This window comes from Bradyrhizobium sp. WSM1743, assembly GCF_000473065.1.
GTDB lineage: Bacteria > Pseudomonadota > Alphaproteobacteria > Rhizobiales > Xanthobacteraceae > Bradyrhizobium.
This window is the reverse complement of record NZ_AXAZ01000002.1, coordinates 337,472-350,584: the sequence shown is the minus strand read 5'-3', so window position 1 is coordinate 350,584 and position 13,113 is coordinate 337,472. Positions and strand designations below refer to the sequence as shown.

Annotated in this window: 12 protein-coding genes and 1 pseudogene; 8 read left to right on the top strand and 5 right to left on the bottom strand. The window is 65.2% G+C overall.

What is annotated here, in order from left to right; genetic code table 11:
* Window positions 1–21: 21 nt before the first annotated feature.
* Together YU9_RS0103705 and YU9_RS0103700 are read left to right on the top strand one after the other, a co-directional pair.
* Window positions 22–1,350: an aspartate aminotransferase family protein gene (locus tag YU9_RS0103705; protein ID WP_036016914.1), complete on the top strand. Its 1,329-nt coding sequence runs from the start codon at window positions 22–24 to the stop codon at window positions 1,348–1,350.
* Between the two features lie 70 nt (window positions 1,351–1,420).
* On the top strand, window positions 1,421–2,686 hold the full coding sequence (locus YU9_RS0103700; RefSeq protein WP_027571544.1) for a D-amino acid dehydrogenase: 1,266 nt from the start codon (window positions 1,421–1,423) through the stop codon (window positions 2,684–2,686).
* Between the two features lie 118 nt (window positions 2,687–2,804).
* Here the strand turns inward: YU9_RS0103700 and YU9_RS0103695 are convergent, their stop codons facing one another.
* Window positions 2,805–3,449, bottom strand: a complete 645-nt coding sequence (locus tag YU9_RS0103695) for a helix-turn-helix domain-containing protein (protein ID WP_036016984.1) — start codon at window positions 3,447–3,449, stop codon at window positions 2,805–2,807.
* Between the two features lie 179 nt (window positions 3,450–3,628).
* On the opposite strand from YU9_RS0103695, the gene YU9_RS0103690 reads away from it, so the two are divergent.
* The 4 genes from YU9_RS0103690 to YU9_RS0103675 are packed head-to-tail and all read left to right on the top strand — an operon-like array spanning window position 3,629 to window position 7,096.
* Window positions 3,629–4,387: an ABC transporter substrate-binding protein gene (locus YU9_RS0103690; RefSeq protein WP_027571542.1), complete on the top strand. Its 759-nt coding sequence runs from the start codon at window positions 3,629–3,631 to the stop codon at window positions 4,385–4,387.
* Between the two features lie 31 nt (window positions 4,388–4,418).
* On the top strand, window positions 4,419–5,072 hold the full coding sequence (locus YU9_RS0103685; RefSeq protein WP_027571541.1) for an amino acid ABC transporter permease: 654 nt from the start codon (window positions 4,419–4,421) through the stop codon (window positions 5,070–5,072).
* Window positions 5,069–5,800 (top strand): amino acid ABC transporter ATP-binding protein, encoded by a 732-nt coding sequence (locus tag YU9_RS0103680; protein ID WP_027571540.1) that lies wholly within the window; start codon window positions 5,069–5,071, stop codon window positions 5,798–5,800. The genes YU9_RS0103685 and YU9_RS0103680 overlap by 4 nt, the downstream gene beginning before the upstream one ends.
* A gap of 12 nt (window positions 5,801–5,812) precedes the next feature.
* On the top strand, window positions 5,813–7,096 hold the full coding sequence (locus tag YU9_RS0103675; RefSeq protein WP_027571539.1) for an FAD-binding oxidoreductase: 1,284 nt from the start codon (window positions 5,813–5,815) through the stop codon (window positions 7,094–7,096).
* A gap of 39 nt (window positions 7,097–7,135) precedes the next feature.
* Here YU9_RS0103675 and YU9_RS48865 read toward each other — a convergent pair whose 3' ends face one another.
* The 4 genes from YU9_RS48865 to YU9_RS0103655 form a co-directional block, all read right to left on the bottom strand.
* Entirely contained in the window at window positions 7,136–7,360 is a 225-nt protein-coding gene (locus YU9_RS48865) for a hypothetical protein (protein WP_198028203.1), read from the bottom strand.
* Window positions 7,361–7,518: 158 nt separating this feature from the next.
* Entirely contained in the window at window positions 7,519–9,108 is a 1,590-nt protein-coding gene (locus YU9_RS0103665; protein ID WP_027571537.1) for a gamma-glutamyltransferase family protein, read from the bottom strand.
* 328 nt (window positions 9,109–9,436) lie between these two features.
* Window positions 9,437–9,613: a hypothetical protein gene (locus tag YU9_RS48860; RefSeq protein ID WP_198028202.1), complete on the bottom strand. Its 177-nt coding sequence runs from the start codon at window positions 9,611–9,613 to the stop codon at window positions 9,437–9,439.
* A 9-nt stretch (window positions 9,614–9,622) separates the two neighbouring features.
* Window positions 9,623–9,856 (bottom strand): hypothetical protein, encoded by a 234-nt coding sequence (locus YU9_RS0103655; RefSeq protein ID WP_027571536.1) that lies wholly within the window; start codon window positions 9,854–9,856, stop codon window positions 9,623–9,625.
* Between the two features lie 200 nt (window positions 9,857–10,056).
* Here YU9_RS0103655 and YU9_RS40935 point away from each other — a divergent pair.
* Together YU9_RS40935 and YU9_RS0103645 are read left to right on the top strand one after the other, a co-directional pair.
* Window positions 10,057–12,137: pseudogene (locus YU9_RS40935) on the top strand (sorbosone dehydrogenase family protein).
* Entirely contained in the window at window positions 12,094–13,035 is a 942-nt protein-coding gene (locus tag YU9_RS0103645) for an SMP-30/gluconolactonase/LRE family protein (RefSeq protein ID WP_027571535.1), read from the top strand. The pseudogene YU9_RS40935 and the gene YU9_RS0103645 overlap by 44 nt, the downstream one beginning before the upstream one ends.
* Window positions 13,036–13,113: the final 78 nt, after the last annotated feature.

Sequence of the window (13,113 nt, the reverse complement as noted above, 5' to 3'; positions counted from 1 at the left end):
CGTCAGCAAAGGAGCGCGGCCGTGACCCTTCATCAGATTCCGAACACCATCAAGACCGATTCGTACTGGATGCCGTTCACGGCCAACCGGCAGTTCAAGAAGGCGCCGCGCCTGTTCTCCTCGGCCGAGGGCATGTACTACACCAGCGTCGACGGCCGCCAGGTGATCGACGGCTCCGCCGGCCTTTGGTGTGTCAATGCCGGCCACGGCCGCAAGCAGATCGCCGCCGCCGTCGAGCGCCAGCTGATGACGCTGGACTTCGCGCCCTCGTTCCAGATGGGCCATCCGCTGGCGTTCGACTTCGCCGAGCGTCTCGCCGAGATCGCGCCGAAGGGCCTCGACCGCGTCTTCTTCACCAACTCCGGCTCCGAATCGGTCGACACCGCGCTGAAGATCGCGCTCGCCTATCACCGTGCCAACGGCCAGGCGAGCCGCACCCGGCTGATCGGCCGCGAGCGCGGCTATCACGGCGTCGGCTTCGGCGGCACGTCGGTCGGCGGCATGGTCGCCAACCGCCGCGCTTTCACGACCCTGCTGCCGGGCGTGGATCACATCCGCCACACCCATGATCTCACCCGCAATGCCTTCGCCAAGGACCTGCCCGAGCACGGCGCCGAGCTCGCCGACGATCTCGAGCGTCTGGTCGCCCTGCACGGCGCCGAGACCATCGCCGCCGTCATCGTCGAGCCGGTGCCGGGCTCGACCGCGGTGCTGCCGCCGCCGAAGGGCTATCTGCAGCGCCTGCGCGAGATCTGCGACAAGCACGGCATCCTCTTGATCTTCGACGAGGTCATCACCGGCTTCGGCCGTCTCGGCACCCCGTTCGCCGCCAACTTCTTCGGCGTCACGCCGGACCTGATGACCACGGCCAAGGGCATCACCAACGGCACCATTCCCTGCGGCGCGGTGTTCGCGAGCCGCAAGGTGCATGACGGTCTGATGGTCGGTCCCGAGAGCCAGATCGAGCTGTTCCACGGCTACACCTATTCCGCGCATCCGACCGCCTGCGCCGCCGGCATCGCAACGCTCGACATCTACAAGGCCGAAGGCCTGCTCACGCGCGGTGCCTCGATCGCCGAGTACTGGCGCGATGCGCTGCATTCGCTCAAGGGCCTGCCGAACGTCGTCGACATCCGCAATTGCGGGCTGATGGGCGCGGTCGAGCTGGCGCCGCGCGACGGTGTCGTCGGCGCGCGCGGCTATGACGTGATGGTCGACTGCTTCAACACCGGTCTCTATCTGCGCATGAGCGGCGACAGCTTCGCGATGTCGCCCCCGCTCATCGTCGAGAAGAGCCACATCGACCAGATGGTCTCGATCCTCGGCGACGCCATCAAGAAGGTGGCCTGATAATTGCTCTCGCCGTTGCGAGTTGTTTCCTGGCAGCGGCGAGCGTGATGCCGCGGGAGTTTGACCAAGCGTGAAAGTTCTGATCCTCGGCAGCGGTGTCATCGGTGTCACCTCTGCCTACTACCTCGCTCGTGCCGGTCATGAGGTGACGGTCGTCGACCGTCAGCCGGAGCCGGCCCTGGAGACCTCTTTCGCCAATGCCGGCGAGGTGTCGCCCGGCTATTCCTCGCCCTGGGCCGGCCCCGGCGTGCCGGTGAAGGCGGTCAAGTGGCTGTTGATGAAGCACGGCCCGCTGGTGATCCGGCCGAAGCTCGATCCGGTGATGTGGGTCTGGCTGCTCAAGATGCTGCGCAACTGCACCAGCGCGCGCTATGCGGTCAACAAGAGCCGGATGATTCCGATTGCGGAATACAGCCGCGATGCCTTGCGCGATCTGCGCCGCGACATCGGCATCCAGTATGACGAGCGGTCGCAGGGCACGCTGCAGCTTTTTCGGCACCAGGCCCAGCTCGACGGCACGGCCGAGGACATCGCCGTGCTCAAGCAATATGGCGTTCCTTTTGAGCTGCTGAGCCGCGAAGGCTGCATCGCGGTCGAGCCGGCGCTATCAGGCGTGAAGGAGAAGTTCGTCGGCGGGCTTCGCCTGCCGCAGGATGAGACCGGCGACTGCCATATGTTTACGCAGTCGCTCGCCAAGCATGCCCAGGCGCTCGGTGTGCGCTTCATGTTCAACACCGGCATCGATCGCATCGTCACCGACGGCGCGCGCGTCAGCGGTGTCGCCACCAGCGCCGGCCTGCTGCAGGCGGACGCTTACGTGCTCGCGCTCGGCAGCTGGTCGTCTCGGCTGGTGGCGCCGCTCGGCATCTCGCTGCCGGTCTATCCCGTGAAGGGCTATTCGATCACGGTGCCGATCAAGGACGCTTCCGGCGCGCCGGAATCCACCGTGATGGACGAGAGCTACAAGGTCGCGATCACCCGCCTCGGCAATCGCATCCGCGTCGGCGGCACCGCCGAGATCTCGGGCTATTCGGACAAGCTCTACGATGCACGCCGCGCCACGCTCGATCACTCGCTGACCGATCTGTTCCCGCGCGGCGGCGATCTCGCCAAGGCGACGTTCTGGAGCGGCCTGCGCCCGATGACGCCGGACGGCCCGCCCGTGATCGGCCCGACCCAATACGGCAACCTCCACCTCAACACCGGCCACGGCACGCTGGGCTGGACCATGTCCTGCGGTTCGGGACGCGTGCTCGCCGACATGCTGTCAGGCAGGAAGCCGGACATCGACGTGAGTGCGTTGACGGTGGAGCGGTACAAGTATCGGTTTGGGTGATTGACGCTGTCATTCCGGGGCGATGCGCAGCATCGAACTATGGTGCGCAACTGCGCACCTGAGAATCTCGAGATTCCGGGTTCGCCGCTTCGAGGCGCCCCGGAATGACGCAACCAGGCTACACCGCCCCCGTCACGCAATTCACCCACAGCACCACCGCCTTCGCATCCTGCGCCGGATTGGAAAACCGGTGCGGCCTTCGGCTCGCGAAGCGAAAGCTGTCACCCGTCTTCAGCGACCAGGTCTCGCTGTCCACCGTCAGCATCATCTCGCCTTCGAGCACGAGTCCGGCCTCTTCGCCATCATGGGTGTAGAGCTCGTCACCGGTGGAGCCGCCGGGCTCCAGATGCACCAGGAACAGGTTGAGCTTGTTGTCCGCATTGGCCGGGCTCAGCAATTGTTTCGAGACGCCCGTGCGCCACAGCTTCAGCTCCGGCCGTTGCAGGCCGCGCGTCACCACCTGGTCGGATCCGCCGTCGGCGCTCGGGCTCGCGCCGAACAGCGCGGCGATGCCGACGCCGAGCACGTCGGCGAGCGTTGCCAGCACGCGCAGCGAGGGCGACGACAGGCCGCGCTCGATCTGGCTGAGAAAGCCGATCGACAAATCAGTGCGGGCAGCGACGGTCTCCAGGGAGAATTGCCTAACCCGCCTGAGATCCCTGATGCGGCGGCCGACCGCGATGTCCATCGCGGGCTTGGCCGGCTTGGCGACAGCTTTGGCTCTCGCCTTCCTGGCCGGCTTTGCGGCGGCCGGCTTGCGCATTCTTTTGCCACCGCTCACGTCAGGCCGCTTCCTTCATCTGCATGAAAACCGCTTGCATCGTCCGCGAAAGTGTGACCAAATTTTCATATTGGTGAAAATAGGCCGAAACGGCGCGGCCCGCAACGTCTGATCACGACATGCGTGAGCGCCGCCACCGGCCAGGCCCAAAGGGGGATGCGATGAAGCGTTTTGTTCAGGCCGCAGTCGCGGCACTCGCCATTGCCACAGCCGTGCCGGCTTCGGCACAACAAGTGCTGAAGGTCGGCTCGACGCCGACGGGCATTCCCTTCACCTTCCTCGACACCAAGACCAACACCATCCAGGGCATCATGGTCGATCTCATCACCGAGATCGGCAAGGATGCCGGCTTCAATGTGCAGATCGAGCCGATGCAGTTCTCGGCGCTGATCCCCTCGCTGACCTCGGGCAAGATCGATATCATCGCGGCGGCGATGTTCATCACGCCGCCGCGCAAGGAGGTCGTCGACTTCTCCGACCCGATCTACACCTACGGCGAGGGCCTCGTGGTGCCGAAGACCGACACCAAGGCTTACGCCACGCAGGACGATCTGAAGGGCGAGACGGTCGGCGCCCAGGTCGGCACCGCCTTCGTCGACGCGTTGAAGAAGACCGGTCTGTTCGCCGAGGTGAAGGCTTACGACACCATCCCCGACATCCTGCGCGACGTGAACACCGGCCGCCTCAAGGCGGGCTACGCCGACTATCCGATCCTCGCCTACAATCTGAAGCAGGGCGGCTTCCCCGAGGTGCGCCTGGTCGACGGCTACAAGCCGGTCACCGTCGGCTCGGTCGGCATCGGCGTCCGCAAGGGCGAGACCGCGCTGCTCGGCAAGATCAATGCCTCACTGGCGAAGTTGAAAGCCAACGGCACCATCGACAAGATCCTCGATAAATGGGGCCTGAAGGCGCAGGGTTGATCGATAACGTCTGATCGATGAAGGCTGCCCGATGAAAGGCTTCTGGCGCGACGCCGTCGAGTTCTTCCCGATCCTGCTGAACGGCGTCGCCCTGACGATTATCGTCACGGTGGGCTCGCTGCTGCTCTCGACGGTACTCGGCCTCGTCTGGGCGATGATGCGGGTCTCCGGCATCAAGGCGCTGTCGATGCTCAGCGCCAGCCTGATCAACGTGATCCGCGGCATCCCGATCATCGTGCTGTTGTTCTACCTCTACTTCGTGATGCCCGATCTCGGCGTCACCCTGACGGCCTTGCAGGCCGCGATTCTCGGGCTCGGCATCGCCTATTCGGCCTATCAGGCGGAGAATTTCCGCGCCGGCATCGAGGCGATCGACAAGGGTCAGATCGAGGCGGCGCAGTCGATCGGCATGGGCTGGTGGCTGACCATGCGCCGCGTGGTGCTGCCGCAGGCTGTGCGCATCGTGCTGCCGCCCTACGGCAACGTCATGATCATGATGCTGAAAGATTCCTCGCAGGCCTCCACCATCACGGTGGCCGAGCTCGCATTGCAGGGCAAGCTGATCGCCTCATCGACCTTCAAGAACACCAGCGTGTTCACCCTGGTTGCGTTGATGTATCTCACCATGAGCATTCCGCTGATCCTGCTGGTCCGTCACTTCGAGAAGCGGGCCGGCAAGCGATGATCGAGCTGAACGATATCCACAAGAGCTTTGGCAAGGTCGAGGTGCTCAAGGGCATCACGGCTTCCGTTGAGAAGGGCGAGGTGGTCTGCATCATCGGGCCGTCAGGCTCCGGCAAGTCGACCATTCTGCGCTGCATCAACGGCCTCGAAAGCTATGACCGCGGCGAGATCGGCGTCGAAGGCTTGAAGGTTGATCGCGACGCGCCGTCGATCGTGAACATCCGCACCCAGGTCTCAATGGTGTTCCAACGCTTCAACCTGTTCCCGCATCGGACAGTGCTGGAGAACGTGGTCGAAGGGCCGCTCTATGTGAAGAAGGAATCGCGAGCTGCCGCGCTGGAGCGCGGCCGGGCGCTGCTCGCCCAGGTCGGGCTTGCGGAAAAGGCCGACGCGCATCCGCCGCAGCTCTCCGGCGGCCAGCAGCAGCGCGTCGCGATCGCGCGGGCGCTGGCGATGCAGCCCAAGGCGATCCTGTTCGACGAGCCGACCTCGGCTCTCGACCCTGAATTGGTCGGCGACGTCCTCGGCGTCATGCGCAAGCTCGCCGACGATGGCATGACCATGGTCGTCGTCACCCATGAGATGGGCTTTGCCCGAGATGTCGCCGACCGCGTGCTGTTCATCGACGGCGGCGTCATCGTCGAGCAGGGGCCAGCCAAGGCGCTGCTCAACCAGCCGCAGCACCCACGCACGCAGGACTTCTTGCGCCGCGTGCTGCATCCGCTCTGACCGGACTTCGCCATGACGCGCCTGCCTCTGCCGCCCTCGCTCTATGCCGATACTGCCGTTGCGCCGGTCGCCACGCCGCCGCTCGATGTCGACAAGAATGTCTCCGTCGCGATCGTGGGCGGCGGCTACACCGGCCTGTCCACGGCGCTGCATCTGGCCGAGCAGGGCGTCGAGGCGCTGGTGCTGGAGGCGCAGGAACCCGGCTGGGGCGCATCCGGCAACAATGGCGGCCACACCAATCCCGGACTGAAGCACGATCCTGATCAGATCGAGGCCGATTTCGGCGCAGATCTCGGCCGCCGCATGATCGCGTTCTCCTACGGCACGACGAACTTCACGCACGACCTGATTCGCCGCTACCAGATTCCCTGCGAGGCGCGGCAGAACGGCACGCTGCGCGCGGCTTACAATGAGACCAGCGCCGCCGCGATCGAGAAGACCGCGCAGCAATGCATCCGCCGCGGCATGCCGGTGACGTACCTCAACCGCGAGAAGCTGCGCGAGATGACCGGCACCGACCGCTACCTCGGTGCCATGCTGGATACGCGCGGTGGCGATCTGCATCCCCTGAGCTACGCCCGTGGCCTTGCGCGCGCGGCGATCTCGGCGGGCGCGAAGGTCCATGGCGAGACACCGGCATTGTCGCTGCGCCGCGACGGCACGCGCTGGCGCATCGAGACGCCGCGCGCAGTGGTTCATGCGGATAAGGTCCTGCTCGCCACCAACGGGTTCACCGACGATCTCTGGCCGGCGCTCCGCCGCACCATCGTGCCGGTGTTTTCCTCGATCGCCGCGACCGCGCCGCTCTCCGACGCGCTCGCCCGTTCGATCATGCCGACCCGCCCCGTTCTCTACGAGAGCGGCCACATCACGGTCTATTACCGCATCGATCAACAGAACCGTCTCTTGATGGGCGGCCGCGGCCCGATGCGCTGGATCAAGTCGCCGTATGACGTGGCCTATCTCATGCGCTACGCCGAGCGGCTATGGCCCCAGCTCAAGGGCGTTGCCTGGACCCATGGCTGGAACAGCCGGCTTGCCATCACCGGGGATCACTATCCGCATGTGCATGAGCCCGCGGAGAACATCCTGATCTCGCTCGGCTGCAACGGCCGCGGCGTCGCGCTCTCGACCGCGATGGGCGCCCACCTCGCGCGCCGGCTGATCGGCGGCGCCAAGGCCGAGATCGACATGCCGATCACGGGCATCAAGCCGATCCCGCTGCACGCGTTCTGGCCGGTTGGGGTGACGACAGCGGTGATCGCGGGCCGGGTGAGAGATCGGTTGGGGATATAGAGAAGGCGCTGCCGAGGCAGCGCCTTGCTCGATGCGATGTCAGCAGCGGCCCTGTTTCCACAGGCCGGGCGGGCAGCCCATGCCGCGCCAGCCGACCTTGCGCCCGTGGTACCATCCCGGCGGCGTGCCATGGTAATGATGGCCCATCGCGTGGCCATGACCGTGTCCGTGCCCATGTCCATGCCCGCCCTTGGCCAGTGCAGGGCTGGTAAATGTGAGGCCAGCCGCAACGATCAGCGACGCGGCGAGCGCAAGTTTCTTCATCATGTCCTCCACTGGGGTGAGCGCATTTGTCCGTTCAATGAACGAACGGAGGGCAGGTAAGTTCCCTGTGAATGTGGAGGAGTCATGACGCTCGCGCAGATGCGCAATTGCGTATTGGCTCAACGAGCGATGGCATAATCTCGCATTGATCCGTGTGCTCAGCCTTCCACCACCGCCTCGGCCCACGGATGAAAAATCTCGACCGCGCCAAAATTCGTGTCGCCCTCGCGCATCACCACGCTCGGACAGGCGAATTTATGCGACAACGCCTGCACGCGGCTTTCTTCGTAGTCGAAGCGCGCGGCCAGCGCCTTGCGTGCTTCTTCTGGAAGCCGGCCGTCTCCGATCACGACCGCGCCCTCGCTGGCGTCGATGCGCGGCTGGTGGATGGCGGCGTCGAGATCCATGCCGAAATCCATCGCGAAGGATACGAGCTGCATCACCGAGGGCAGAATGCGACGTCCGCCAGAAGCGCCGATGGCAAGGCGCGTGCCGTCCTTCGTCTCGGCAATAACAGGCGTGTAGTTGCAGAGGCAGCGCTTGCCGGGTGCCAGCGAGTTGGTGGTGCCCGGCGCCGGATCGAACCACATGATGCCGTTGTTCATGGCGATACCGGTGTGCGGCGTCACATATCTCGAGCCGAAGGACGAGAGCAGCGTCTGCGTCACCGCCGCGATGTTGCCGTGACGGTCGACGACGGAGAAGTGCGTGGTGCAGGCGGGCGCCAGATATTCCGCGCCAAGCGAGCGCTTGCCGTCGGCATCGCCCATATCCTTGAGACGCTCGCGGAAGGCTGCTTGCAAGGCGAGCGCATATTCGACATAGGCGGCGGCATCCGGCGTGCCTGCCGGCGTCAAGTTCTGCTGCAACAGGCGCAGCGCATGCGCCATCGTCGGCCCCGCCGTGAGCTCCGGCGTCGCAAGCACCTTGCCGCCGCGATAGGGGATCGCCAGTGGCTCGCGCAGATGGCTACGGAACGCGGCGAGATCCTCCACCGACAGCGAGCCGCCGTCGGCCTTGATGTCGGAGGCGATGCTCCTGGCGAGGTCGCCCTGGTAAAAATCGCGAGGGCCGGCCTCGGCGAGATGTGACAGCGTCGCCTTCAGGGTGTCCTGCGGCAGCCGTGTCTCGGACTTGATGCCCCATGGCGCGCTCGGCGGCAGGCCGTCTTTCAGGAACGCTGCCGCGCTTGCGGGATAGCGCCTGAGATCGGCGGCCGAGCCCGCGATCGTCACCGTCGTCCACCAATCGACCAGCAGGCCTTCGCCGGCGAGCGCGGCGGACGGCGCGACCAGATCCTTCCACGGCATTTTGGCGTAGCGGCGATGCGCCTCTTCCATTCCGGCAGCGACGCCGGGCACGGCAATCGAGCCGGGACCATGGATGTTGCGATCGTCCTTCACCCGCGGCCAGGGAAACAGGTCGGAGGCCGCGCCTTCGCCACTGAGCGGATAGTCGGCCGCGCGCAGGCTCTGCGGCGCGCACATGCCGTAGTCGATCACCTCGTAGCGATTTTCCTTCGCGCGGTAGAGCACCATCGCACCGCCGCCGCCGATACCGCTATTCCAGGGCTCCAGCACGTTCAGGGCAAAAGTGGTCGCGACGATCGCGTCCACGCAGTCGCCGCCCGCGGCCAGCACCTGCGCGCCGACTTCAGCAGCCCGCCGCGATTGCGAGGCGACAATGCCGCCCTTCGATTCCACTGCAGGTTTGCGGACGGTTTGGTTGAGGCTGAACAGGTGAGGCATGATGTCGTCTTGATCTGTGTCTTGGCTTCATTGCGGGACCCCGCAATTAGCGGAGCGCGCGAAGAATGGCACATTGCCGCCAACGAGAACATCGAAAGCGAGGCGCGACATGGCAGGTGTGAAACAAGCGCGGGATGGCGCGGTCGGGATCCTGAAGCGCAAGGCGAAGTTTACCGGGAGGTGAGGGTGGGGTCCTGTCGCCACGTCGTCATGGCCGGGCTTGTCCCGGCCATCCACTTTTTCTGGATGCAAAGACGTGGATGCCCGGGACAAGCCCGGGCACGACGGAGTGGAGGAGACGGTTAGCCGAAAAAGGGGGACCGCCGCCTCAGCGCATGCGATCCAGCCGGCTGGCCTGATATTTGGCGTGCCATTTCGGGCCAGGTCCGCGCATGTAGTGCAACTCGGGGCGGTAGGGATTGCCCGCGACGCGGATCAGCGTCTGCCATTTGCTGGCGACGAAGCTCAGGGGCTGGCGGAGCAGGCTCAAGGAAGCGAGCAACATGGCATCACCTCAATGCGGCTTGCCGAGCATGGCGGTGAAGGGGAGATCGAAGATCTCCTCGCCGTCATCATCGCTGACATGGATCACCCAGTCGCGCCAGTCTTCGGCACCGGGCGTCTGGATCATCGAGTTCATGATCTGGGTGGCGCGGTCGCGCGCCTCGGTCAGATTGGCGACGGCGGCCCCGTAGCGGTCGATCAGCGTGCCCTCGGTATTGGAGCAGTGAAAATAGACCTGGACCATGAGCGCCTCCTGTAGAAAGCGATTGGGACGGCAAACCGCTACCACCCTAAGCATTCGCGAAACATTCGGGTCGAGCCCGGTAAGGGAATTTACGGAGATTGGTCGGCACCAAGGTCGTTACAGGTTTAATCACAGGCGGGTGATGGCTGGACGGGGCCCAGGCGGCGTGAAACAACGTCCGCGGGAAGTCGGGGGCGACCGTGAGCCAGTTCACATTCGAGAGCAGACGGCGAAATCTGCGCTTGCTTGCGGCGGTCTTGGCCGTGGTCTTGGCGGCCGCGCTGCTCGGCTTCGCTCCGGCGTCGTCCGAGCCGGTCAGGAAAAGCGGCTATGCGATCGGCACGGAATCGTGCGGCAGCGGCGATCTCGCCTTCCCCAGGATCCAGCTCGACATGAAGGCGGGATTCTGCGCCGGCCTCGTCGCCAGCGAAGAGGACCGCCTCAAGTTCCCGCGCTCGATCGTCCAGGTGCCCGGCCGTGACCTGTTCGTCGTCGCCGCATGGGCGGCTGGGGTCATGCCGACGGGCGGCTGCTCCTGCTCGATCCGCATGCACCCCAGGGGCAACGCTTCAAGGAGCTGCTGACGGGGATAGAATATCCGTTCGGCCTCGTCATCGGCCCGGACAGGAAGCTCTATGCCTCGACCGCGGAGGCGATCTTCCGGTTCGATCCGCTCGCCGACAATCCACGGAGCACGGTCGAGACCATCATCCGCCACTTGCCCGGCCGCAGGATCACGTTGCCTGACGGCACGAAGCTGGACGAGAGCGCGCATCCGCTCAAGCAATTCGTGTTCGACAAGTCCGGGCGCCTGTTCGTCAATGTCGGCTCGCACAGCGATGACTGCATCACACCGGCGCCGATCACAAAGCCCTGCGCTGCGGCCGAGGGCGCCTCCGCGATGGCATCGATCTGGCTGTTCACGCCGCCCGCAGGCGTCTTCCCGGCATTGAAGCCTGGCGATCCCGACCCACCGCACGCCGTCTATGCGCGGGGCTTGCGCAACTCGATGGCGCTGGCGCTGCATCCGAATTTTCCGGATGCCGGCTACGCCTTCCTGCAGGGCGAGAACGGGCGCGATCTGCCCGACATCTTCAAGCCGAACGAGGAGATCAACGCGATTGAACAGGGTAGGCACTACGGCTGGCCCTATTGCTACGATCTGTCGACGCCGAGTCCGGAATTCAGGCTCGTGCTGCAATCCGGGGCCTACAAGTCGCTCTGCACGGCCAATGCGCTCTACAAGCCGCCGCTCTCGCTGCTGCCGCCGCATGGCGCGCCGCTCGCGATGCTGTATTATCACGGTGGCAAATTCCCGGAGCTCGAGGGCAAGCTGCTGGTCGGCCTGCACGGCTATCGACCGACCGGCAGCCGCCTGCTCGTCTATGACGTCGACGATCACGGCTTCCCCAAACCTGCCCCGGCACCAGTGCGCTATCATGTCAGTTGCGCGGCTGAGCCGACCCGCAGTTTCCAGACCGATGCTGGCGAGGTCCCTGCCGCGCCGTTCGAGGAGCTGATTCCAGGCTGGCACCGCGTCAACGGCGCGCGGCCGCAAGGCGCGCCGGTCGGCATGACGGTCGCGGAGGACGGCGCGATCTGGCTGGTGGAGGACAAGAACAAGACCGTGATCCGCATCGATCGCGCCGCGGGTGATTCGCCGTCACCGCTACCCTGCGACACGCGCAGCCAGGCGATGATCGATCAGCTCGCGGCCTTCGTCGCCAGGGATGCACAGAGCAGCGTTCGCCTGACCACGCTGCGCAAGGGCCTCGTCGAGAAGCATTGCGTCGGCTGCCACTCGGATTTCGGCTTGAAGCCAGGCCAATCGGAGGCAGAGAAGGACGGCGCCGTGTTCCGTTTCATGCTGTCGCAGGACGGCTGGATCTATCCCGGTGATCCCGACGCCGGCAAGCTGCGCACGCGCCTGCGCGGCCTTGGCGCTGAGAAGCTGATGCCGCCGGGTGGTGAGAGCCTGCCGAAGACCGAGCCTGGTTACAAACGTCTGCTGGATGCGGCGGATCTGCTCGTCGCGAAGATGGTTCCGGGCACGCGGATGCGGATCAAGCCCGGCCCGCCGCAGCGCAAGTTCTTTGGCAAGACCAACAAGGAATGCGGCGAAATACCGGCCGCCAAGGTCGTTGTCGTGACACAAAGGAGCGCTGTAGACAAACCCGGCTTCAGCCGATTCTTCCGGCCGGCCGATCCCTATCTGAACGGCGAGTGCACCGACGGCGATGGCTATTACATCCGGCAGGAATTTCTGGTGCCTGTGCGGTAGCATCTTTGTCGTCATCGCCACGGCGCCCGCCTGGGCCGAGACCAAGCTGTTCGAAAGCGTACAGGTGACGCCCGCTGGCGAATACACGTTCGGCATCGAAGGACCCGCCGCCGACCTCGACGGCAACCTCTTCGTGGTCAATCTCGGCAAGCCCGGCACTATCGGCAGGCTGCCGCCCGGCGGCGCGGCGTCGGAGCCATTCACGGTGCTGCCCGAAGGCAGCGTCGGCAATGCCATCCGCTTTGCGCGCGACGGCACCATGTTCATTGCCGACTACAAGAAACACAACATCTTCGCGATTGCGAAGGGCGCGACCGAACCGTCCCTCTGGTTTCATTCCGACGAGATGAACCAGCCCAACGACATCACCATCGCGCACGACGGCACGATCTATGCGAGCGATCCGAACTGGAAGGGGCGCGAAGGCCACATCTGGCGCATCGCGAAGGCCGCCGACGGCACGGTGCAGGGGCAGATCATGCCGGCGCCGCGCGCGATGGGCACCACCAACGGCATCGACCTCAGCCCTGACGGCAAGACGCTCTATGTGGGCGAATCCAGCAGCGGCCAGATCTGGTCCTATGCGATCAGTGGCAACGAGCTCACCGGCGCAAGACTCGTCAAGACGTTTCAGCCCGACACCGTCGACGGCCTGCGCACCGACGTCGCCGGCCGTCTCTATGTCGCGCGCATTCTCAAGGGCACGATCGCGCTCATGAAGCCGACCGGTGCGGTCGAGCGCGAGATCCCGCTGAGGGCCAAGGAGCCAACCAACCTCGCCTTCGGCGGCAGCGACGGAAAAACCGTCTTCGTCGCCCAGCGCCAGGGTGGCTTCATCGAGGCCTTCCGCACCGACCAGCAGGGCCGCGAGCACTGCCTCCAGCGCGGGCGCTGCTAGAGCATGATCTGCTTCCGATCCAGAGCCGCGCGCACGGGTGCGGCATTCTTCTTGCTTGCATCTCGCCGCCGCGGAGAT